Source organism: Hyunsoonleella aquatilis, from assembly GCF_014270105.1.
Taxonomy (GTDB): domain Bacteria; phylum Bacteroidota; class Bacteroidia; order Flavobacteriales; family Flavobacteriaceae; genus Jejuia; species Jejuia aquatilis.
The window spans coordinates 17,831-40,347 of record NZ_JACNMF010000006.1 but is presented as its reverse complement, the minus strand read 5'-3'; the positions used below and the strand labels follow the sequence as shown (position 1 = coordinate 40,347).

Here is a 22,517-nt window from a genome sequence, read left to right as displayed (position 1 = left end):
AAGGAATTTAAAGAAGACTTTTGAACTATAGAAATTATAAAAACGGTTTTTGGCACGCGTTTTGAAATTAACTAATTGAAATCAAAAAAAGACGAATTATGAGGACTGTAAAATTATTTTTAAGCACTGTTTTGGCATCCCTAATGTTGACTTCCTGTTATACTGAAGTGGTGGTAGATGATTTTGACAACGGCGCACCGGGTATTTCGATACATCAACTATTGAACTCCCACGAATTGTGGTATGTGGATATTAACCAAACGGTAGGATACGGAGAGACGCCCTTTCTACAAAAGGCATTTACGATTTCTTTTAGAAACGGGGTGATTTACGCCAACAATAATTTGGTGGGCATTGGTAGTAGTGGCAACGGTTTTGGGATTGATGTGGCCGAATACGATGCCTATAATATGATTCTGGACGTGAACCACGATTTGGATGGGTTTCATACGTTTGATGTGTTTCAAGTGGATGGCAATACGATTGAATTGTACAATCCAAATAACGATACCTCCTACTTTTTGGAGGGGTATCAGCGTAACAATTTCGACTATGATTTTGTGTTTTATGACAACATCCATTATTTCCTTCAGGAATATGAAGCTTGGGAAAAAACATATACCAGTGAAATGGGTGTTTTGAATGAATTTGATAATGAAAATTATGTGCAGTTTTTGGCCGGTGGCGATGATTCTACCTTTAGAAGTTCACAGGATTTGAGCGGTACAAGTGTAAATAACTTGCAGTGGGATTTTATAGGCTATTATGGCGTGGGTGATGTTCCAAATAATTTTTACTTGAAAACTTTAACATTAGATTATGATTCGTTGGACAATGAATTCTTTGAATTGAGCGTTATTGATGACGGAACCATAGAGTTGTTCCACCCTTCCTCTGAAACAATTTATGAATTTAAAGGAAGAGGTTATATCCAGTATTTAAAGATTGGCAATGTAAAAGGAAAAACTGCGGCTACTAAAACAGAGAAGAAACGTAAGTTTAAAAAAGAAAGAAAAGACAACCCTAGGGAGAATACAAGGGTAAACACATAAAAATTTTGGTTGGTTATTTAGTTTAGAAACCGTTTAAAGCAACTTGCTTTGGGCGGTTTCTTTTTTAATGAAACTAAGCTTTGAGAAGCCTTTAGGGCGCACTCAAAGGTTCAAGTTGTCCCGATAGCTATCGGGATAATCCCGCCCCCAAGGCGGGATTTTCGATCAAAATTGTGACCCTTACTAAATTTCTGTGTCTAAAAAATGTGTAGCTCTAGGCGAACACATTCTGTAATAGATTAAATATAGTATTAACCCTAAAAAACAGACTAAAAATGGGATTATTTTCATTCATTAAAAACGCGGGTGCCAAAGTATTCGGAATTGGAAAGACGGATGCAGAAGAAGCTGCGGAAGCTGCTGCCAAAGAATTAAAAATGGAGCAATTGGCGGCCCAAAAATTAGAAGAAACCATTAACGACTTGCAATTACAGGTAGAAAACCTAAATGTATTTATCGATGATGAAACTGCTACAGTAAGTGGTATGGCATACGACCAAGCTACTAAGGAAAAAGTAGTTTTAGTGGTCGGGAATTCAAACGGTATCGCAATGGTAGATGACCAAATGACGGTTGAAAATGTTGAGCCGGAAGCCCAATTCCACACTGTAGTAAGCGGTGATACCTTGGGAAAAATAGCAAAAAAATACTATGGCAATGCCATGAAATATCCAGTAATATTTGAAGCGAACAAGCCAATGCTTACCGATCCTGATAAAATTTATCCGGGACAAGTATTGCGCATTCCTGCCTTAGACTAAACAGCGTCCTACAAAATTATGTTGGGTTACTCCCAAGATATTGACTAATTCAATACATTGAATGTGAAACCCCGTCAAAAGTTCTTTTGATGGGGTTTGCTTTTCAGCACAGCGTAATGCAAATCCCTTTTTTTCTTGTTATTCCGTATTTAAGTTGGAATAGTAAACTCCTTCATCATTCATAAAAGCGCCATTTTTTTTATTTAAATCTATTGGTTCGCCATTAAAAGCTGTTGCTGGTAAACCCAGTTCGTTATAGATACAAACTGTAGCCGCATAATCCCAAATGCTTCCGCCACCTTTATCCTTTTTCGGAAGTTTTAAAAAGCACGCGGGACCGTTATCCAAAACTGAAATGGCACACATTACTGCACCTTTTCCAGATAGTTCGGTAATGCCTTTTAGCCCCAAATTGGCTTTATGTTTATTTAGAATGCCTTGAATTTTATTAGCCTGAGGCGTATCTTCTAATTTTTTATCGGTTGTGTAAGTTAAATAGTCGTTGGTCTTTTTAGCCCACCAAGGTTTTAGGTTTTTGAAAGCACCTTTACCTTGAATAGCATGATATAAGGTTTGGGTACTTGGATTAAAAACAACACCGATTACAGGTGTTCCATCTTTGGAAATTAAAGCAATCGCAACCGAAAATCCGGGTTGTTTATTGATAAATGCCAGTGTGCCATCCATAGGATCAATACTCCAAAAAAAATCCTTTTCAAACCGGCTACCGTCGTCTTTTGTTTCTTCAGATAATAGACCAATGTCAAATGCTTTACAAGTAGGGTTTAAATGTGACAAAATGATGCTCTCACATTCCCGATCCACTTTTGTCACGACTTCGGAAGCGTAGTTAGACCCACCTTCTTTTGTCTCTACAACAATATCCTCCTTCATATATTTTTGAATTATTTTCCCAGCTGAAAGTGCCGCTTCAATGGCTATGTTTGCTAAATGTTGTAAATCCATCATCATAGATTTTTAATGACTTCCGAAGTGATACGTTCGCTATAACTATTAATTTTCCAATGGCCGGGACTCCAGCCTTTTAAAAACCGATGAAAATCTGCCCAGGCCACACGGTATAACAATCGCCATTCGTTTTCCAGTGCTTCATTTTTTTCACTTAAAGCCATATGCAAATGTGAAAAATAGGTGTCTAGTATTTTCAGTTCCAAACGTTCGCAATCACTTTCATTGAGACAACTGCCAACAAAATAGGCTACATCTTTCATACCACATCCACCACCAACATATTGAAAATCTACCCCAGCTACTTCTCCGTTTTCAGAAAAACAAAAGTTGGCCAATTTGGCATCGCCGTGAACAACTGTTTTGAATGTGCAACTATTCAACTTTTTATCGATTGAGGTCGCGGCATTTTTTAATTCGATGTCCTCCAAAACCTCCAATTCTTGAGGTCTTGTGTCCAAATGCCAATAGGTGCCAACATCCCAAAGTTTGTTGGGTTCCTTGCCCAAATAACTCGCATGAAATTGTGCCAACCATTCTAAACACGTATCTATATTTTGCCAATTCACATTGTGCTTTCGTAATTGAAAACCTGCATTGTCCAAATCTTCAAGGACTATAAGCACTTCATCATCCTTACTTTCAATAGCAAAACATTTTGGTAAACGTGCCATACTATTTTTGCTATACTGCTTATACCAATCGGCTTCTACTTCGTAGGATTTCAACTTTCGTTGATGCCCAATATTGGTATGCCAGCCTCTAGGGTGATTGTTGTTTCGAGGTAGTTGCACATGTTTTACAACAGCACTTTCTAAATCGGTGTTTTGTAATGCAACACGAATAATTTTACCATAACCACTCCATAGCTCTTGAATCACTTCTTTTTCAACTAAGGAAGATGCTCCTGTACTTTGTAAAATGATGGATTTGAAATGGTTGTTCATATGGGTGGTAAAGGTAGAAAATAAAATATGCGCTAGCATTATTACTAGCGCATATAAAAAGCGATATTGATATCACAACAAATTGTTCAATCGATTTTGAAACCAGTTGACTTTGGGCTTTTCAGCCTCTTTTTTGGTTACTGCCTCATCCTTTCGATTTTTGTTGTTTTGCATTTTTGCTTTTTTGTCCACACGTTTTATCACTTCATCTGCGAAATAAATAAAGTCGTTGTTCAATGCAAATAGTTTAGCATCCTGCAATACTTCAGCAGCTCGTTTAAAATCCTTTTGAGCTTCAAACAAGTAAGCTTGGTTCAAAAGTATTCCGGCTTTATCGATACCTTTTATTGTCATCGCAAAGTCTATCAATTTCTGAGCTTCCTCAAAATCGCCATTGTTTATCAATAGGCGAATAAAATCAGGGTAGATTGCCGGAATATCCATATTACTGGCCATAGCCCTTTCATAGTATGTTTTTGCTGTGGCTTTGTCTCCAAGTTGTTCGTCATATACTCTCGCCATGAGGCAAAGCGCCATTACGCTATTTGGATCGTACGCCAAAGCATAGTTCAATGCTTCCACGGCCTTTTCCAATTCGTAAGGGTAGGCCTCAATGGCCCTCAACAAGTATATATTGTGCAAATTAGCTTCCATAACCTCCTTTCTTTTTGATACATAATTAATTAACTGGTGCACAAATAATTTGTGAACCCTAAAACAGATTCAGATTTATAATCACCAAAAAGTGGGAATAAAAAAATCCGAAACAGTTTGTATTGCTTCGGATTTTTTTCTGGAAAGTAATTTACCTACTTAAAGCAGGTAGGCAGAAAAAACCGAAGCCTGAGCCATAACTCTGGGTTACAACTCCAATCCTGAAATGCTATATAATGCTTCAACATGGCTTATAATTTTTAATTATTTTTTCTTACAGTCGTTCATTCAAAACTGCGGTGCAAATATAAAGTGAAATATTTTAAACTTCCAAATAAAATTTCAATTTAATTTATTGAAAATCAGTTATTTAAGTTAAAATTTAAACATAAAAATGGCCGTCCGTTTTTCAACGGATACTTACGCTAAATAGCAAAAGTTTGTCTCCCAGTTGCTTACGTTTCAAGGCCTAGTATTTTAGTTTTTAAATTTCGTTATCAAATTTTCAAAATATTTTTTACGTTTTCCTCGATACCTCTCCCTCGGGGAGGTCGAAACTGCTTATGGCCAGTTTCGGGTGAGGCCATAAAAAAAAAGCGTCCAACATTGGACGCTTTTAAATTATATTGAATATCTAAATTTTTATCTATTCATATTCTTTATTTGGTCCACAAAATCATCCAAATCAGCACCATGACTTACCAAAGTCAGTGCCTTATCGATGATATATTTTACGTTTACCGCATGAAACCCGAGTCCAACTGCAATTTTTTTCAACAATAACATCTCCGGATCTCCAGTAATGGTATCCACATGAATCATGCGCACTAAATCGTAAAGACGTTCCAAACGCAGGTCGTAGGACACCGGCGGATTTATCGGGTGCGAATTATAATTCTTTAGTATGGATTTATAATCACCCTCCCCAATTTCCAATCTCTGAGCCAATCGATCCAAAAAGGCCTTTTCATCATCAGTGATTACACCATCGGCCATAGCCACGCGAACAATCGCCGCAAAATGGCTTTCGTTACGCTTTTTAAATCCACTATCGAACAAATCTGAAAACGACATAATATGCTTCTTTTTTAGTGATGCAAACCTACATCTTTTTTTTAAGATTAGAAATTGAAATCTTCATTTTTTGGGCGTTACCTACTACCGATAGTTATCGGAAGGGTCTGGCTTTCGGGAGTGGCTCCCTCCTGTCTAGGAGCCTCAATCCCGATGGCTATCGGGACCTCAATCCCTAGTACACTTATCCATCAACTTGGACTTAAAACTAAATTTCGAAGTTTTTTTGGAATTAACAGATTAAAACTGTAACAAAGCAACCATAAAAATTACATACAAATAAACTTACATCAATCAACATAAAATCATGCAATTAGTTTTATCAAAAACTACAACAACAACAATTCTGCTATTTTTTTTATGCCTCTTAACTGTAGAGGCGCAATTAGGCTTTTGTAATGGAAATTCGGGCGATCCTATTTTTACAGAAGATTTTGGCAGTGGGGTTGGTAATGTGAAGCTTCCATTCGGAACAACCACGTACAGGTTTACAGCAAACAGGCCAAAAGATGGTAGTTATGTGGTTTCAAACACGCATAGACATTTTAATTGGTATAAACTTCGGGATCATACATCTGGAGATAAAAACGGAAGAATGCTTATTGTCAATGCTGGTTATGAACCAGGAGAATTTTTTAGAGTACCAGTTTCTGGGCTTTGTGAAAATACATCCTATGAATTTTCATCATGGATAGTTAATCTAACTAGAGAGTATACAAAAGCATGTGGTCGCGGTATTCCCATTGATGTTACTTTTGAAATATGGAATAAATCAAATAAAACGCTACTTGCCAGTGGAAGCACAGGAGCAATATACGGAGGCAACAAGCCAACATGGAGGCAATATGCACTAGTATTTCAAACTAGGCCTAATGAAACATCAGTCATTTTAAAAATTCGAAATAACGGAAAAGGTGGTTGCGGTAACGATTTAGCACTAGATGATATTGAGTTTAAACCATGCGGAGATAACGTAGTAATTGAAGATAAAAACAACAAAAAGCGTATTTCTGTTAACAAAAGTTATTTGCCATTTTCAACCACTTTAACGTTAAAGCCAGATTACACTGTTTTTTCCGATCACTTTTACCAATGGCAAACAAGTAAAGATGGCAAAAATTGGGAAGATATTCCGGGTGCCAGGAAGGAGACTTATAAAGTGCCTGCTACAAGCTCTAAAGTTTTTTACAGGGCAAAAGTTGCCGAAAACTCCCAAAATCTAAATAATGCTTTGTGTTATTCGTATTCAGATTTTTATGAAATAAGTATTTCAAAAGAAAAGCCTATAGTATTAAAAAGACCTGGGGTTAAAAAAACAACCAACTTAGTAAAAAAGGGATTAGCAGGAGTAAATATTTTCTTAGAAGAGCCAAAAATAACCCGTATGTATATTGATAGAAAAAGGCTTGCTAAAACCTACAAAGACGTTATTATTGTAAAAAACGGATGTAAAATTATTACAGACAAAGTATGGATAGATGGCGCCGTAGGCAAGTATGTTCAAACCACAGAAAAGGTTATAAAAAAAGGACACGCCCTAGGCGAAACGGTTATAAACGAAACCTTATATTACAAAGCTGCCTATGGTTATAATTGTTTAAAAAGAACGTACACGGTTAAATCAAAACTTTAGGTTTTTTTGGCGTTCCCCGCAAGGGGTCGGGCTTTCACTAGTCGCTCCTCCTTAGGTCGGGAGCTCCAACATGCCGTTCAATCCCTAACGCGGGTGTGTTTGCCAAAGTAATTCCAAAATTCAGGGACTACTATTTTTTTGGAGTTTGTTTAACGTCTGTTAGCGACTGATAATCAATTTTTAGTTCTGGCTTAAATAATCATTTGGAATATTTGGAATTTCGTAATCCATGCCGAATGCTCTTCTCATCAGTTCCTTCACGACACCATTTATTATGTGTTCGTTTCTATGCATTTGAGGCAAAAGTCCAAACATCGCGTAGCTAATAGGATTGATGCACGGGATAAACGTTTCCCACGGAAAACCCTTACCCCAAATTAAACCTTGCACATTGTATTTTAGATCAGTGCCATTCTCAAGCAATAGGTGCATCATTTCTTTGGAGTTATTCATATTTTGATTAACTGTATGAAATATGGGGGTTTGGCCTCCAAAACCGTTTTCATCTACTCCTGATTTGATATCGACATCCATTCCCGAATCTAGTAACACTTGAGCACAGTGAATGTGATTAAATTCAGCGCAGACATGAAGCAAGGAGGCTCTTTCTAATGAGGTATATGCACACTTCATTGTAATTCTCTGTTTGACCAATTCAGGGTTCTTTTGAATTTGTCGACTTAATCCGCTTGAATCATCCAGAAGAACGCACAATAGGGATTGATTTTCAAATTCGAGCCCATAATCCACAAAAAGACGGACACAATCCCTAAACCTGGAAGTTCGGGTATACATGCTGGTGAGAAGTTCAAAAAGAGTTTTGCCCTCATATTTGGCATTAGGGTTTAAGCCCTTTTTAAAACAGTTCTTGATTCCATCTACTGAATGGAGCTCAATGTAGTGCCCCATTTCCTTTAACAAATCCATTTCTTTATTCATCATAAGCTTTTTTGATCCATTTCATCATAGGCTTAACCCAGTCATCGTAGGGTTTGAATAGAAATGAATGATCTATACCCATATTAAGTCTTATTTCATCAAAGCTCGAAGCTGGGGATAATTCTTCAAATAGTACAGAGCATGATCCTTTTGCATCAGAACTCTCGTAGATGGAAAGGAATCTTCCTTTGAACTGTCTGTTGTATTTCCTGAAGCGATCAACAGCAGAGTCACTACAAAGTCCAATTAACACATAATTTACAGATGGATTGTTCACTTGCAAAGAAGCCTCTACTGTCATGTATGCTCCCAGCGAAGCACCAACCACTGTTATCTTTTCGGGTAAGATTCCCATATTGAGAAGAGAGTCTACTTGAACAAATATTTTTTGGCCATATCCTTCAATCGTGGAATCCTTGGGCCTTACTTCACTTATGATATTTGTTCGGTAATTACTCAGGCTATCAAGAATCGCCAGGTATTCGTATGATCCAAAATATTCACTTACAGCAGGAATTCCTTGTGCTTGAACCACTCCACCATGAAGATAGAAAAGATAGCTATCAGCTGAATTTTGAATATTTACCAATGTGTCCTGAGCTTGCAATTTAGAGCTAATTACAATAATCAATAATGATAAAATTCGTATTTTTTTCATCCTAATTAAGGTCGGATATTTGTCGCTAATGTTGGCACGGATATGCGCCCTTTCAATGGCTTACGTTAGACATTAAACGAAATTCGTATTTTTTTCTGACAAAGTCAAATGTGTCATTACTGCCTAACAGTTACCCACCGCCCTTTAGTCCTCACCAAAAACTCATCATCATACATCGCTTCCGATTGAATACCGGGCAAATAATAGGTGCCTAAATAAGCCGCATTCAGCATCACGTTAAAGGTTTTGGTACCGTGTTTTCCTTTTTCTGGCAAATCAAAATAGAAATACACACGGTCATCGCGAATATCGCTATGTCTAGCCTGACTGGTTGTGGAATTTCCAAAAGCTGTAAAACGTGTATTGACAATTTCCCAGCCCGAAGGGAATATTTCGGTTAGTGCTACATCCTTTACGGCATTGTCTTTAAGGTTGCTTACACTCACCGTTGCCACAAAGTCCTGACCTTGATGCAAATTGGAAACATCGATAGTATTCCCTCTCAAATCCTTATAGCGCACGGATACGCTTAACCCACGTTGCTCGACTAATTCCTGGCCCAAAGGTAATTTCCCCGAATTCAAAATGCGAATATAAACTACATTGTCTTTGGTATTGTTCACCAAAAAACTATTGGTGCCGTCCTTAATATTAAGTGGCCGTTGCGCAATTGCATTTTTAGTAGTTATAGTTTCAGTTTTTCCATTGATGCTGTAATTGATATTTAAGGATTTGCCTCCATTGGCCGTTACCATTTTGGCCATCGCCAATAGGCTATAAGCGGTTGTCTGAGTACTCATCCAGCGGTTACTCGATAAATCCTTGGCAATGGTTTCTGCCAATACTCTGGTTTTAGGATTGTTGGTCAACACCATAGTTTCTAAAGCCATAGCACGGTTTCTATCTACAGAACCATAAGTATAATAGTTATAACGTAACGATTTAAACTCAATATTAGCCGACTGGGATAGTTCCTCGCTGGCTTCTTTTTGTCCTGCCAAAGCATAAGCGGCCGCCAAGCGCCATTTGGCCTCATTGGAGATTTCGCTGAATTCACGCAAGCGGTTCATACTTGCCAAATCTGGACTGCCAGCTAAAGCTAGTGTGTATAGTCTGTAAGCCTGTGCCAAGTCAGAATTATAACGTCTATAACTTGGGCGCCAATTTCTAGCCGCCTGTTTTTGATATTTCAACCAATTGCTTTTAAAAGTTAATGGCAATACGTAGCCTTTCTTTTCGGCTTCAATCATAAAATGACCTGCATAACTTGTACCCCAATCGTTGGCACTATTTTCACCCATCCAATAACTCAAACCGCCATGTGGTCTCTGGAAATGCCCTAAACGTTTGATGCCTTTTTCAACATTATCACGAATTTTTTGTTTCTTTTCAAAAGTCAAATCAAAAATGTCTTCTAAAAATAACTGTGGAAATACACTTGATGTGGTTTGTTCCACACAGCCATGTGGATAACGGATTAAGTATTCCAAACGTCTTGTAAAATCCATTGGAGGCAAGGTGGAAAACTCCACCGTTGCCGAATTTGTCCCTGCTACACCAAAGGTTGAAAAGTTTAAGATTTCAGAGGCATTTGTAGTCAAGGTTTTGTCAATGGATTTGGAGGTAATCGGATTGGTGTTCACCACATCCAACTCTACTTTATAGCTCGATTTTTCACCATGTCCGGTCGCAATCACTTCAACAGTATTGATGCCTTTGGCTTTACTCACATCCAATTCAAAATACGTCATCCGCTCGTCGGGTTTTGCAAAACTTAAGGTCTTTTTGGCATCGCCAACAATTGAAATACCATCACTTAGTTTCAAACTGATATTGACGTTTTTCACTTTAGGTTCCATTGCAAAAACCGTTACGGGCAGGGTTACTTTTTCACCGGGGCTTAACTTTCGAGGTAAAGTAGCCAATACCATCAACGGTTTCTTAACAGGAACGGTTTTATCAGTGCTTCCATAAGTTTCATTATCATTATTTCCAGCCACAACCATTGTTCTCACTGAACCTATATAATTTGGTAATTTTATTTGATGTGTTTTTGTTTTTCCAGCATCTAATTTAAACGGGCCCAAATATGATACCACAGGCTTAAAACGATTCGCTTTTTTGTTTTTCCCACCTGTAGCGCTACCATCACCACCAATGGCAAACACCTGATCAATACTACCAGAATACGCCCCAATAACATCATCAAACACATCCCAAGTTTTTACGCCCAAAGCTTCTCGTTTGTAAAATTCATTCCACGCATTCGGGGTTTTAAATCGGGTTAAATCCAATAAACCTTCCTCGACCATAGCAATTGTATAAGTCATAGGTTTATTATCTTTTTCAGATATTTTTACTTCAAAGGTTTGTTCTGGTTTTAGTTTATCGGGCATCCGTAATTCTGGATGCAATTTGGTTTTTGGATTTTCCACCATTATCGGAATCACGCCATATAGCCTGATTGGTAAATCGTTTGCCGTAATAGCATGAGGTTGTAATAACGAAATATTCACGAACACATTAGGTGCCATTTCCTCAGTAATTGGCACATCAACAACGGTTTCGCCTTTACTTGTTTTTACCCATTTATAATCCAGAACTTCAGTGCCGTTTTCAATGCTCACTAAGGCACGACCTTCGCTTCCGGAAGCAAACGTCACTTTAGCGGTTTCGCCCACATTATAATTTTCTTTGTCTGCTGAAAACACCAACATTTTCGCGGCTTCTTTATCACTGGAAGGTGCTTTTTGCCACCAGTTTTTATAGAAATACGCCGTTCTTCCTGTGGCATGTCCACTTTCAGAATCAAGGACTCTGATGAGGTAACGACCACGGTCTTCATCTGGAATATTTATGGTGAAATTCGCTTTACCATTGGCATCGGTATTGACTTTCATAGATTTAAAAGGGCGATGATAACTACTGGATACATAGTTTGCCAAATCATCATAGGAGGAGTTCCACCACCAGCGCCATTCCACTTTATAAATTTTAACTTGAAGGTTATTACGCTTTACAGGTTTGCCGTTTTCATCAACCACAACTATATCAAACGTCTGATTTTCATCTGTAAAAAACGAACCATAAGCATTTCCTTTAGGAGAACGCAAGCCCACAAATGAACTGTAAGGCGCATATTTTTTAGTAAACGCATCCATCGAGAAATCACCCCCATTTTCAAAAGCACGCACTAAAAATTGCACATTTAGCATACCTGGAGCATTTTTCCCAATATTCAGTTTTTTGTTGATGTTAGCTAAACCTTCTTCATTTACTTTGCCTTCAAACACATTAATTTCTTCGGTTTGAAATTTTCGGGTTGGGTCATTAAAGGAGTAGTTTTTATAATTTTCAAAAGCGGTGTAAGAGGCACTGAATTTTGCTTTTACTTCAGCTTTTAAGTTTTTTCCAGGTGCTCCATGAAGCCATTTTACATCCAAATCGCCTTTAAGAGGCTTTTTGCTAGAAAGTATATCATCATCAAAATCAATTTTAATTTTTAGTCGATTAGGCTTTACCGTTTCAATTTTAAGCGTCTTATTAAAAGTAGCACCACCAACCGAAACTTTAGCATTGTAATTACCCGTTTTATCTTCGGTAGAAGTCGGAACCGTAAACTTGTAAAAATTATTGAGGTTATCTGACGTTACATTTTTATATACTAGTTTGCCATTAGGGTCTGTAATCTCCAATTTTATAGGATGACGTTTAGGTAACGGATTCGCATTGTCATTCAACATAAAGGTCAAGTGCAAAGTATCTCCCGGTCGCCAAACGCCTCGTTCGCCGTATAAATACCCTTTAAGTCCGCGCTGTAAACGATGTCCTGAAACATCAAACTTGCTCAATGACAAAGAGTTACCATCTTGAAGTTTTACGTAAGTTGTATTGTTTCCTTTTGAAACGATAGCAAAATTAGCATGCTTATCGGCATCAATTGTGGTTAAGCCTTCTGCATCCGTAGTTTTAGTAGCTAATTCCTGTTGCTGAAAATTGTACAGCGATACTTTGGCATTCGCTTCAGGTTCAGTATTTATTATATTCGTCACCGCAAAATAATAGGAGTTATTGGCACCTCGTTTTGCAATAACACCCAAGTTTGAAGCCAATAAATTCTGCGATACAATTTTACGTTCGTTATAATACGCATCGTGACAAGGGTTTTGTTCCTCGCGCCAATTGTATCGGTAATTTTTGTAACGATACAGCAGATTGTCCCAATACATTTCTTCACGTAAATTTTCGTCTTCTGATGCTAAATCATCAAATTCTTCATCATAATACACGCCTTCGTAATAGTTGTCATAGTCATCATTTTCTGAATTTGATGCGCCAGCATTGGCTTCACAATTGTATAAAGAATAGCGACGTTCGTAACTTAATTCAACGCGATAAATTGCGCCAGCATCGGCTTTAAAAAACTTTGATAAATCGATACTGTAGGCTTTCCATTTCCCTGTGTTTTCAGAAGGGGTTTGCAGTTGTATCGTTTGTTTTGCAATACGACGTCCAACCTTTTTAATATCGTATCGGTTATTGCTATTTAAATTATTGTCTTGTAAAAACTGAAGGACATTGTCTTCAAAAATTTTAATCACGCGTACATCAACAGCACTTAAATTCACCGCTTCAAAATTGAATTTTAATTCTTGGGAATTTGGTAAAATGGTGCCGTTGCTAATTAATCGTACTTGTGGTTTTAAATCTTCAAAAGCGATAGTTTCAGAAAATGGTTTTTTCAATTTATAACCATCAGTGTTTTTTATGCCTTGAAACACATCCACCTGAATATTGCCAACCAGTTTACTTACTGGATATACTTTTAGTACATTACCTTCAACTATATATCGTGGGTTTTTAACCTTTTGAATAGAGACTAAACCCTCAAAATTCTGTTGTTTTTTTAAAGGGTCTGAAAAGTTAATGGATAAAAATTGTTCAGGGGATTGTGTAACTTCAGTATCCACAATTGTGAAGTTGTTTTTCCCGGGAATTAAGACGGTATTTTCACCTTTATTCTCAGCTTTAATGGCTTTTCCATTCCATTTTACAAGAATTTTGCTGTCATCAACTAACCTATTAATACTATCAATTTTAAACTCGAAATGTTTGGAACTTTTATTCAATTCATTAAAAACAATTGCTAAATTTTTTCCGTTTTGAGAGGCTTCAACTAAAGTTTTGGCGTCTTCAACAGTAATAATATCTGCAGATTTTATAACACCTTCTAGATATTGCCACTCTTTGCTGTATGATTGTAAACTCCTCGTAACCACATTAAAACTAGGGGTTATGGTTTTAAACTGAAAGGTGTAATTTTCAAAACCATTCGGCATATTTTTATAAATGTCTTTTAGTTTTACGGTAACCGTATATTCGGTATTTGGTTCTAAATATTCATCGGGTGTAAATAGTAGCGTGTGTTTATTGGCAACCTTTAACACACCTTCAACATGTGGTTTTATAACGATTATATTATCGGTTATTTCGGCACCCATTTCCCAACCTTCAACTTCGTTGGCCAAATTAATTTGAATAGGATTTGCTACCGAAGTCATTCCCGAAGTCGTGTAACTCACATAATCTCGGAATTTGAAAATATTATCGGTTTCTACAGCTTTCTTTTTACAAGATGTTGCTAGTCCAATTACGATTGCAACGGCAAGGAGTTTTTTGAATGACATGAAGGTGATATTTAAATGAACAAATTACTTAAAAAACGAAAGCGTAGGTAGAATCTCGTTAATTTAATTACGTTGGGATTTTGGAGTTTAGTTTTTAGCAGATGTTAAATTAGTCTTAAGGTTTTAGTTGAAGCGTAAAAACACCGATGAATGGCATGTTTATGTGTTCAATGGACGATTTTCTAAAATTTATCCATCCCTAAAACGTTGATACTCGTATATTTCAGTACCCATATCTACTTGTATTATGAAAACACTTCATTTAAAAACCTACGCAATTCTATGCTGTTTTATTTTGATGGTAGCTTTTACATCTTGTTCTAAAGACGATGTTTCAGAAGAAGATGTTGAATTATCAGAAACACTTTCAATGGTGGATGAAATTTTACAGATTGTAAATGCACACAGAGCCAGTATTGGAAAAGTTCCTTTGGAATTTAACACCTTGGCCAATGATTTAGCTTACGAACATACTTTATACATGATTGAACAACGCGATATTAGTCATGATGATTTTGATAAACGTTCGGATAGATTATTCGCGGAAGCAAACGCTTCAAGAACTGGTGAAAATGTGGCCTATGGGCAACGAAATGCAGAAGCCGTAATGGAAGCTTGGTTAAACAGTTCAGGACACCGCAGAAATATTGAAGGTGATTTTACGCATATTGGTATTGCGGTTGTAAAGAATGGCAATGGAACTTATTACTACACGCAGCTTTTCTTTAAGAAGAGAAATGCAAATACCTGATTTTTGCGGATTTTCTAAAGAATTTGATCATTTTTTTAACTCATTTTCAATAAGTTGAATCACCTCATTAATTTGTTGAATTCCAGCACTCCGCCTTATTTTCATCCAGTTTTGTAGAACGATTGATGACGACAAATAGCCTTTGAAGGTGTCATCGTTGTAAAGTGCTTCCAAATTGATAGGCTGAGCACTATAATTTCTAACATTTTCTTCCCAAAAGACTTTGTCGTTAACATAAGATGATTTATCACTTCGAAAGTCATCAATGGCATAAATTAAATCCTCTACGAAATAAAAATATTGGAAATCGTATAGTTTCGTGATGGCATTGCGTAATTCCTTATTTTGGATAATATCCACACCTTTTGATTTTAAATTTTCATACCCAGCTGTAATTGGTCTAAATGTGCCGAAGCTACCTAAAAGCGCATAAGACTTTTTTAAAGAATCCGATAGAGGTGTTTTGTTTTTTAGATGTTCCAAAACTTTTTTATTGGCCATTGATGAATTGTCGGTTTCATCAATTTTTGTATTTAAATTAATGATATCTTGATTGAGGTTATTTTGAATTTCTTTTAATATTTCAATTTCAACTTTACGTTCTTTTTGATATTCATTCCAATTATTAATCTGAAGCGCAATCAAAATCCCAATCACCACGAGCACAATTTCACCAATGGCATAAAGCAGATATTTTGAAAACTTATTTTCAGAAAGGAGTTTTTGGCGGATATTACGGAAGAATTTAATCATTTATATTGTTCTAGTTCTGAATTAATTATTTCAATAATCGATTCTGCTATCCTAATCAAACTTTTGGTTTCCTGTATATTGTCAAGAGTTAATAATTCAAGCTGATATAAAAGATTTTCAAATTCTCTATTATTCAAAAGTCCCATATAATCATTTAAAATAGCCGAATCTCTGTTGCGTATTTTTATAGGTAAGATAGTTGTAGTTCTAGTAATAGACGAAATGTTAACATATTGCCTTATGATTGGGATGTAAAAATTATATGTTATTAACTTGGAATCAATTTCACCTTCAGTCATATCCTCAATTTCCGAGGGCCAAGAAAAAAGTAGGGTTTTTAAGGCTTCGTTTTTTAAAATATTAATTTTTCCGGAGTTAAAAAGCATCATTAGCGAACTAGACTTCCCATTAAATGTTGGACATATAAATGTTGTAGCCAACAGCGTATCTATTTTGCGCTCATTATTAAAGTCGCCTTTGGTCTTTAAATCCGTTAGTGAATAATTTGCAAATAGGATACTATCTCTATTTATATTCATTCCCTGGAACTCACGAATAGTTTGTTGAAAATCTACCTTTAAGTTCTCCAATAATTTTATCTCTTCAAACCGCTCTAACCTACGCTCATTCGTATTATTTATTTGAAGTGCGATTAATATTCCTATCACCACCAGCACAATTTCGCCAATGGCATAAAGCAGGTACTTTGAAAACTTGTTTTCGGAGAGTAGTTTTTGGCGGATTTTACGGAAAAATTTAATCATTTATTGTTATTAAACTTTTTTGGGTGATTTCATTTTGTTAAGAATTTCAAGAATATTTTCGGAGTGATTAAGCATTCTTTTTAAAATATGATAACAATTTCCTATCATCATGTTTTGGTTCTGTAAGGCATTCTTTGCCAGGGGTGATTGCATAATGCGTTGATAGTCTGAATACGGAATATCCTTTGCGGTTGAACCAGAGTAGATACTGTTGTATATGGTTCCGGGTTCTACGGTTTTTCGAAATTCCCAACTTGAACCGTCATGGAATGTGTAAATTCCAGCTTTGTTATACAATTGTAGAGACTCAATTTCTTGTTGTAGTTTTGTGAATTCTTGTAGTAATAATTTATAATTAAGTAAGCTTAAATTACCACTAGATTCCGCCTCATTATAAGCAGTCATATTAGGAATAAATGTTTCGTAAGTAAAAAAAGAACGAGCTAGGGTTCTTAATGAATCTACAGAAACCGTTTGATTCGTTTGAGAGATTAAGTTAAAGTAATTATCCATTGTGTTTAACTGTTTTTCGGATAGCAACAAAATGGTTTTAATTTCTGTCGTATTGAATTCAAAATCTTCAATAAGTGAGGATATTAAGCTGTCTCTTTTGTTAAGAAGTTTTCTTTCTTCGTTTAAATTATTAATCTGGAGCGCAATCAAAATCCCAATCACCACTAGCACAATCTCGCCAATGGCATAAAGCAGATACTTTGAAAACTTGTTTTCAGAAAGGAGTTTTTGACGAATTTTTCTAAAGAATTTAATCATAAGCCTAACGAAACTTTATAGTTTTTACATGAATAGTCATGCCTTTAGGGCCTTGAAAGACTATTGCCAAGGGCACCTGAATCATACTTTTATCTGCTGTTTCAAATTCATTTAGATTGAATGTATAGGTTTGCCACTGATCCGTTAAGGTTACTAAAGCTCGTTTCTCAGAACCATCTGGTGGGTCAATTATATCTTTCATTGTAACCTCAAAAGTCTCGCCTCCAGTTTCGCCTTTCATCTCTAATGTTAGTGTGCTGTATTTAGAAAAATCTAAATAGGAAATTCTTCCGTTTAATGCATCAATATTGATTAGGGTTGCAAACCAATCTAATGTATTATCGGGATAATGAAATGAGGCATAACCATTTTCGCTAGTTACATTATTTGTAATAGGAGCTGACGAAGCATAATCATAGTTAAAACCTGAGATTAATTTACCGTCTACTAACATGGATAAAACAGCAGGATTAGTAGGTATTGCATTTCTGTTTTCAAAATTTGCTTTAGTGACAGCATCAAAATACCTTTGATTATTAGATACCATATTTACAATACCATCTCCAAGTTGTATAAGAGCGTCATATAACTTAATAATTTTATCCGCTTCAAATTTAGCGTTGGGGTAGTAGAGGTTTTTTGATAATTGATTATTTGCAATCCTTTCATAATTGGGGTACAATTCTTCAAAAGAAGCATTGCTAAATGACCATGGATTGGAAAAAAGGTTCGCATAATTGTTCCTAAAAGTTTTATCCCATTCCTGATAAAGTTCATTTATGTTGTCGTTATGTTTTAATTCAGTACGCTGAAGGTTTTTATTTACCGCGTAATAAGCGTTAATCATTTTTATAATATCGGTTGCTTGTAGGTTGCTGAAATTTTCCGATCTTTTTAAAGATTCAATGACACTTAAGTCGGGCTCATGTTGAATGGTAGCTATGACTTCCTTAAAGGACAGGGAAAAAAAGTTAGCTTGCTCTTGCGAGATTTTTTTTAAATTATAAACTGCAACACCGTCTTTTTCTGCGAAATAAAATTTCGCGATTGAATCTGCTTGTAAGCCTGCTCTTTCTCGTGCAAATTTCAATAATTTTAAGGCATTGATGTCAGATTCAATATTAGAGGCTAATACCTTTAGGGTCTGACTCAGTTTTTTTTCTTGAAGGCGATTTTGGTTCCAGTTGTTTACCTGCAATGCAATCAAAATCCCAATCACCACGAGCACAATTTCGCCAATAGCGTATAACAGATACTTTGAAAACTTATTTTCAGAGAGGAGTTTTTGGCGTATTTTTCTAAAGAATTTTATCATAGTGTATCACCTTTATTCATTCAGATATTCGTCAATCATCCCTAATAATATTTGTATATTTTTTATGCTCCTGGGATAAATATCGCCTTGGTTGGCACGTAATGTTATCAATCTGTAATTAACAATATTTTGGTAATAGCTATCGTTCCAGATTTGATCTATATTATTGGGAACTGCATAATCCCAAAATGCCAATTGATTAAAGTTTTTAAGATAATAAGGTCTGTTGACTTGGTTAATGCTTTGTTCGTTGGTTAGTAAGCCTCGAATTTGTAAATAATCTCGTTCAAAAACTTGAATGAGCTGAAGTCGCAGTGCTTCATTTTTAATTTTGTCGTATCCAAAAGACTTTAGGTCTTCATAGTATGCAGAATTTATATTTACAAATCGCATTCCGTATATGTTTCCAAAAAGTGGGTTATAATAGGCGTCTGGTTTTGTTCTTGGAGATTTTAACAAGCTATCTAATAAAGAAGCCTTTTCAATGGCTTCGACATCTCTTGTATAAAGACTGTCTATAAAATGTAAATCGGTTTTCAGTCCTTTTTTAACCTGCCGGAGCTTTGCGTGTTCTCGTTGGTCGGATAAGCGGTTTTCATTCCAATCGGCTACTGCCAAGGCTAATAAGATACCAATAATTACCAGCATTATTTCGCCTATGGCATAAAGTAAATATTTCCTGAAGCTATTTTGAGAAAGGAGTTTTTGGCGTATGCGCCTAAAGAATTTTATCATTAGGAAAGCTTAAAAGCTAGCTAAGTTAAAAGTGTAGAGAGGGTTGGCTAATTAATAAGTACTAAATATATTAAATTGTTACGTCACTTGCCGAACATCGCGATATTTAATTCACCCTTGTCGTTCATACTAGCGCGAAACATGCTTTTGGTGTTAAACTCCGTTACCGTCATGCCGTTTTTATCAATAGCAATGATGCCCCCACCTCCGGCACCATCACCAATTTTAGGTAATTTATTCTGAATAACCTCTTTTGAAGCTTCGGCCAGCGATAAGCCTTTGTATTCCATTAATGCGGAAATATCGTGGGCCACCATCCCACGGATAAAATACTCGCCCCAACCCGTACAGGATACAGCGCAGGTTTTGTTGTTGGCGTATGTTCCTGCTCCGATAATCGGCGAATCCCCGATTCGTCCCCAACGTTTGTTGGTCATGCCTCCGGTTGAGGTTCCGGAGGCTAAATTCCCATGTTTGTCCAATGCGACGCAACCTACGGTTCCAAATTTTGAATCTTTTATATCGGTATCGTAAAAGGAAACTTCATTGTTTTTTTCCAAAGCTTTTATATACTCTAAGGATTTTCGGCTTTTTTCAGTGTAAAAATATGAGGGTTCCACAATAGCCAATCCTTGCTCCTGTGCAAAGGTTTCCGCTCCATCTCTGGCCAGCATTACATGGGGTGAATGTTCCATGACGGCACGCGCCAAATTAATCGGGTTTTTAACGGTTTTGGTGCCTGCAGAAGCCCCAGCGTTCAACATTTTACCATCCATAATTGAGGCATCATGTTCACAGGTCCCAGTATTTGTCAAAACAGCACCCCGTCCTGCATTGAATAATGGGGAATCCTCCAAAATATTGATGGCCTGTTGCACTGCATCCAAACTAGTGCCTCCGTTTTTTAAAATACTGTGTCCAGCCCGAATGGCTTTCTCTAATATTTGCCGATATTGTATTTGTTTGGCATCAGACATGTTTTTTTGTTGAATATTGCCTGCGCCTCCATGAATTACTATGGCAAATGATGCTTTTTTGGTTGTATTTTGAGTGTGTTCTTCAATTTTCTTTGGGCTTTCTTTACAAGAATAACAAATGATAATAGCACTTAGAATATAAAGGATGTTTTTCATTGCTGTTGATATGGATTTGCCTCTAAAGGTAATCAATTTTAATATTGATAAAATTTAACAAAACAGACTTTAAATTAGTATATTCGCAAATAATTTAGATATATCTGTAAAATCAATAATATATGAGTGTAATTGCGACTGATTTCGGTATAGATCAAGCATTAAAAACTTTAGGGGTATTAGCTGTAAACGAAGGCACTTCCACGGGAAGTTTTCATTTTGCAAATGGCAAGATATTGGAAAGTTATTCCCCTGTGGACGGCCAATTAATTGCCAAAGTGGAAACCACAACAAAAGCCGACTACGAAACAGCCATGAAAGTTGCCGTCAAAGCTTTTAAAACCTGGCGACTAAAACCCGCCCCTCAACGTGGCGAAATTGTCCGTCAGTTTGGTGAAAAACTGCGTGAAAAGAAAGAAGCCTTGGGTAAATTGGTGTCCTACGAAATGGGTAAAAGCTATCAAGAAGGACTTGGCGAAGTTCAGGAAATGATTGATATCTGTGATTTTGCGGTGGGCTTATCAAGACAATTGCACGGACTTACCATGCATTCCGAACGCCCCGGACACCGCATGTACGAGCAGTATCATCCGCTTGGCGTTGTCGGCATTATTTCAGCCTTTAATTTCCCAGTTGCCGTGTGGTCTTGGAATACTGCGCTGGCTTGGATTTGCGGTGACGTTTGTGTTTGGAAACCTTCTGAAAAAACACCGATTTGTGGCGTTGCCTGTCAAAATATTATAGCCGAAGTACTAAAAGAAAATAATTTGCCTGAAGGGATTTCATGTTTAATCAACGGCGATTATAAAGTAGGTGAATTTATGACAAAAGACACGCGAATCCCCTTGATTTCTGCTACTGGTTCCACTCGAATGGGTAAAATTGTAGCGCAAGAAGTGGCAGGACGTTTAGGAAAATCGCTTTTAGAGTTAGGGGGGAATAATGCCATCATCGTAACGCCTGAGGCCGATATAAAAATGACCGTAATTGGAGCTGTTTTTGGGGCAGTGGGAACTGCCGGCCAACGTTGTACGTCTACCCGACGATTAATTATTCATGAGTCTATTTATGATAAAGTAAGAAACGCAATTGTGGATGCCTATGGTCAATTAAAAATTGGAAATCCACTTGATGAGAACAACCATGTGGGGCCCTTGATTGACACCGATGCAGTAAAAATGTACAAAGACGCTCTAAAAAAAGTAGTAGAAGAAGGGGGAAATATAATAGTTGAGGGCGGTGTATTATCTGGTGAGGGCTACGAAAGCGGTTGCTATGTAAAACCGGCCATTGCCGAAGCCCAACCTCATTTTGAAATTGTACAACACGAAACTTTTGCACCTGTTTTATACCTTTTGAAATATTCTGGTGATGTGGAAAATGCTATCGAGATTCAGAATAATGTAACCCAAGGATTGTCTTCAGCTATAATGACCAATAATTTGAGAGAGGCAGAACGTTTTCTATCCCATGCTGGTTCAGATTGCGGTATTGCCAATGTAAATATTGGCACTTCTGGGGCAGAAATTGGAGGCGCATTTGGAGGTGAAAAAGAAACAGGCGGAGGCCGAGAGTCAGGCTCCGATGCTTGGAAAATCTACATGCGCCGTCAAACAAATACGATTAATTATACAACTGAATTACCCTTGGCGCAAGGGATTAAGTTCGATCTGTAAATAAAGAACCTTGCTCTAGTTTGGATATACGGGCAAGGTTTGAACATTAATAAATGGTTGGTAGCACTACAAACATGTAAAATATTTTAATACCTGTTTAGCACAATCGAATTAAGTGTTTTCTGTTTTGACAATTCAACCTCTGATTTCCATTAGCCGATTATTTCACATTATTGGATGGATTTTATTTATTAATAATTTAGGCGTTACCCCAGAGTACTCAAGGGTCGGGCTTTACTCATTGG

At 36.8% G+C, this 22,517-nt stretch carries 18 protein-coding genes; 5 read left to right on the top strand and 13 right to left on the bottom strand.

Features of this window, described 5'->3' with window-relative positions:
* Window positions 1-98 precede the first annotated feature (98 nt).
* Together H7U19_RS15465 and lysM are read left to right on the top strand one after the other, a co-directional pair.
* Window positions 99-1,052, top strand: a complete 954-nt coding sequence (locus H7U19_RS15465) for a nicotinic acid mononucleotide adenyltransferase (protein ID WP_186563783.1) — start codon at window positions 99-101, stop codon at window positions 1,050-1,052.
* Window positions 1,053-1,327: 275 nt separating this feature from the next.
* The gene (lysM, locus tag H7U19_RS15460; protein WP_186563782.1) at window positions 1,328-1,813 is read left to right on the top strand and encodes a peptidoglycan-binding protein LysM; all 486 of its coding nucleotides are present in this window, start codon (window positions 1,328-1,330) and stop codon (window positions 1,811-1,813) included.
* A 138-nt stretch (window positions 1,814-1,951) separates the two neighbouring features.
* Here lysM and H7U19_RS15455 read toward each other — a convergent pair whose 3' ends face one another.
* The 4 genes from H7U19_RS15455 to H7U19_RS15440 all read right to left on the bottom strand — a co-directional run bounded on the left by H7U19_RS15455 (window position 1,952) and on the right by H7U19_RS15440 (window position 5,457).
* Window positions 1,952-2,785 (bottom strand): 3'(2'),5'-bisphosphate nucleotidase CysQ family protein, encoded by an 834-nt coding sequence (locus H7U19_RS15455; RefSeq protein ID WP_246454830.1) that lies wholly within the window; start codon window positions 2,783-2,785, stop codon window positions 1,952-1,954.
* The gene (locus H7U19_RS15450; RefSeq protein WP_246454829.1) at window positions 2,782-3,768 is read right to left on the bottom strand and encodes an ecdysteroid 22-kinase family protein; all 987 of its coding nucleotides are present in this window, start codon (window positions 3,766-3,768) and stop codon (window positions 2,782-2,784) included. Before H7U19_RS15450 ends, H7U19_RS15455 begins: the two co-directional genes overlap by 4 nt.
* Window positions 3,769-3,801: 33 nt before the next feature.
* A complete protein-coding gene (locus tag H7U19_RS15445; protein ID WP_186563780.1) occupies window positions 3,802-4,383 on the bottom strand; it encodes a tetratricopeptide repeat protein in 582 nt (193 codons plus the stop codon).
* Between the two features lie 642 nt (window positions 4,384-5,025).
* Entirely contained in the window at window positions 5,026-5,457 is a 432-nt protein-coding gene (locus tag H7U19_RS15440; RefSeq protein WP_186563779.1) for a tellurite resistance TerB family protein, read from the bottom strand.
* A 595-nt stretch (window positions 5,458-6,052) separates the two neighbouring features.
* Between H7U19_RS15440 and H7U19_RS15435 the strand changes: the two genes are divergently transcribed.
* Window positions 6,053-7,090, top strand: a complete 1,038-nt coding sequence (locus tag H7U19_RS15435; protein WP_186563778.1) for a hypothetical protein — start codon at window positions 6,053-6,055, stop codon at window positions 7,088-7,090.
* 180 nt (window positions 7,091-7,270) lie between these two features.
* Here the strand turns inward: H7U19_RS15435 and H7U19_RS15430 are convergent, their stop codons facing one another.
* From H7U19_RS15430 to H7U19_RS15420, 3 genes are all read right to left on the bottom strand, one after another.
* Window positions 7,271-8,032 (bottom strand): ankyrin repeat domain-containing protein, encoded by a 762-nt coding sequence (locus tag H7U19_RS15430; protein ID WP_222597454.1) that lies wholly within the window; start codon window positions 8,030-8,032, stop codon window positions 7,271-7,273.
* Window positions 8,022-8,687, bottom strand: a complete 666-nt coding sequence (locus tag H7U19_RS15425) for a hypothetical protein (protein ID WP_186563777.1) — start codon at window positions 8,685-8,687, stop codon at window positions 8,022-8,024. Before H7U19_RS15425 ends, H7U19_RS15430 begins: the two co-directional genes overlap by 11 nt.
* A gap of 116 nt (window positions 8,688-8,803) precedes the next feature.
* Entirely contained in the window at window positions 8,804-14,374 is a 5,571-nt protein-coding gene (locus H7U19_RS15420; protein WP_186563776.1) for an Ig-like domain-containing alpha-2-macroglobulin family protein, read from the bottom strand.
* Window positions 14,375-14,621: 247 nt separating this feature from the next.
* On the opposite strand from H7U19_RS15420, the gene H7U19_RS15415 reads away from it, so the two are divergent.
* Window positions 14,622-15,125, top strand: coding sequence for a CAP domain-containing protein (locus tag H7U19_RS15415; RefSeq protein WP_186563775.1), 504 nt, complete (start codon window positions 14,622-14,624; stop codon window positions 15,123-15,125).
* A gap of 27 nt (window positions 15,126-15,152) precedes the next feature.
* On the opposite strand, the gene H7U19_RS15410 is transcribed toward H7U19_RS15415, so the two are convergent.
* The 6 genes from H7U19_RS15410 to H7U19_RS15385 all read right to left on the bottom strand — a co-directional run bounded on the left by H7U19_RS15410 (window position 15,153) and on the right by H7U19_RS15385 (window position 20,596).
* Window positions 15,153-15,878, bottom strand: coding sequence for a DUF6090 family protein (locus tag H7U19_RS15410; protein WP_186563774.1), 726 nt, complete (start codon window positions 15,876-15,878; stop codon window positions 15,153-15,155).
* Entirely contained in the window at window positions 15,875-16,642 is a 768-nt protein-coding gene (locus tag H7U19_RS15405; protein ID WP_186563773.1) for a DUF6090 family protein, read from the bottom strand. The genes H7U19_RS15410 and H7U19_RS15405 overlap by 4 nt, the downstream gene beginning before the upstream one ends.
* Window positions 16,643-16,651: 9 nt before the next feature.
* Window positions 16,652-17,413 (bottom strand): DUF6090 family protein, encoded by a 762-nt coding sequence (locus H7U19_RS15400; protein WP_186563772.1) that lies wholly within the window; start codon window positions 17,411-17,413, stop codon window positions 16,652-16,654.
* A gap of 4 nt (window positions 17,414-17,417) precedes the next feature.
* A complete protein-coding gene (locus H7U19_RS15395; protein WP_186563771.1) occupies window positions 17,418-18,728 on the bottom strand; it encodes a DUF6090 family protein in 1,311 nt (436 codons plus the stop codon).
* 12 nt (window positions 18,729-18,740) lie between these two features.
* Entirely contained in the window at window positions 18,741-19,463 is a 723-nt protein-coding gene (locus tag H7U19_RS15390; protein WP_186563770.1) for a DUF6090 family protein, read from the bottom strand.
* A gap of 83 nt (window positions 19,464-19,546) precedes the next feature.
* Window positions 19,547-20,596, bottom strand: coding sequence for an isoaspartyl peptidase/L-asparaginase family protein (locus tag H7U19_RS15385; RefSeq protein WP_186563769.1), 1,050 nt, complete (start codon window positions 20,594-20,596; stop codon window positions 19,547-19,549).
* A gap of 122 nt (window positions 20,597-20,718) precedes the next feature.
* Here H7U19_RS15385 and amaB point away from each other — a divergent pair, with 122 nt between their 5' ends.
* The gene (gene amaB, locus H7U19_RS15380) at window positions 20,719-22,272 is read left to right on the top strand and encodes an L-piperidine-6-carboxylate dehydrogenase (RefSeq protein ID WP_186563768.1); all 1,554 of its coding nucleotides are present in this window, start codon (window positions 20,719-20,721) and stop codon (window positions 22,270-22,272) included.
* The last annotated feature ends 245 nt before the right edge of the window (window positions 22,273-22,517 follow it).

Bases quoted from the DNA above. Each gene is read 5' to 3' on its own strand.
- H7U19_RS15405 (WP_186563773.1), bottom strand. From the start codon at position 16,642: ATGATTAAATTTTTCCGTAAAATCCGCCAAAAACTACTCTCCGAAAAC.
- H7U19_RS15445 (WP_186563780.1), bottom strand. From the start codon at position 4,383: ATGGAAGCTAATTTGCACAATATATACTTGTTGAGGGCCATTGAGGCC.
- H7U19_RS15430 (WP_222597454.1), bottom strand. From the start codon at position 8,032: ATGATGAATAAAGAAATGGATTTGTTAAAGGAAATGGGGCACTACATT.
- H7U19_RS15425 (WP_186563777.1), bottom strand. From the start codon at position 8,687: ATGAAAAAAATACGAATTTTATCATTATTGATTATTGTAATTAGCTCT.
- lysM (WP_186563782.1), top strand. From the start codon at position 1,328: ATGGGATTATTTTCATTCATTAAAAACGCGGGTGCCAAAGTATTCGGA.
- H7U19_RS15465 (WP_186563783.1), top strand. From the start codon at position 99: ATGAGGACTGTAAAATTATTTTTAAGCACTGTTTTGGCATCCCTAATG.
- H7U19_RS15420 (WP_186563776.1), bottom strand. From the start codon at position 14,374: ATGTCATTCAAAAAACTCCTTGCCGTTGCAATCGTAATTGGACTAGCA.
- amaB (WP_186563768.1), top strand. From the start codon at position 20,719: ATGAGTGTAATTGCGACTGATTTCGGTATAGATCAAGCATTAAAAACT.
- H7U19_RS15390 (WP_186563770.1), bottom strand. From the start codon at position 19,463: ATGATAAAATTCTTTAGGCGCATACGCCAAAAACTCCTTTCTCAAAAT.
- H7U19_RS15395 (WP_186563771.1), bottom strand. From the start codon at position 18,728: ATGATAAAATTCTTTAGAAAAATACGCCAAAAACTCCTCTCTGAAAAT.
- H7U19_RS15410 (WP_186563774.1), bottom strand. From the start codon at position 15,878: ATGATTAAATTCTTCCGTAATATCCGCCAAAAACTCCTTTCTGAAAAT.
- H7U19_RS15435 (WP_186563778.1), top strand. From the start codon at position 6,053: ATGCTTATTGTCAATGCTGGTTATGAACCAGGAGAATTTTTTAGAGTA.
- H7U19_RS15440 (WP_186563779.1), bottom strand. From the start codon at position 5,457: ATGTCGTTTTCAGATTTGTTCGATAGTGGATTTAAAAAGCGTAACGAA.
- H7U19_RS15385 (WP_186563769.1), bottom strand. From the start codon at position 20,596: ATGAAAAACATCCTTTATATTCTAAGTGCTATTATCATTTGTTATTCT.
- H7U19_RS15400 (WP_186563772.1), bottom strand. From the start codon at position 17,413: ATGATTAAATTCTTTAGAAAAATTCGTCAAAAACTCCTTTCTGAAAAC.
- H7U19_RS15450 (WP_246454829.1), bottom strand. From the start codon at position 3,768: ATGCTAGCGCATATTTTATTTTCTACCTTTACCACCCATATGAACAAC.
- H7U19_RS15415 (WP_186563775.1), top strand. From the start codon at position 14,622: ATGAAAACACTTCATTTAAAAACCTACGCAATTCTATGCTGTTTTATT.
- H7U19_RS15455 (WP_246454830.1), bottom strand. From the start codon at position 2,785: ATGATGATGGATTTACAACATTTAGCAAACATAGCCATTGAAGCGGCA.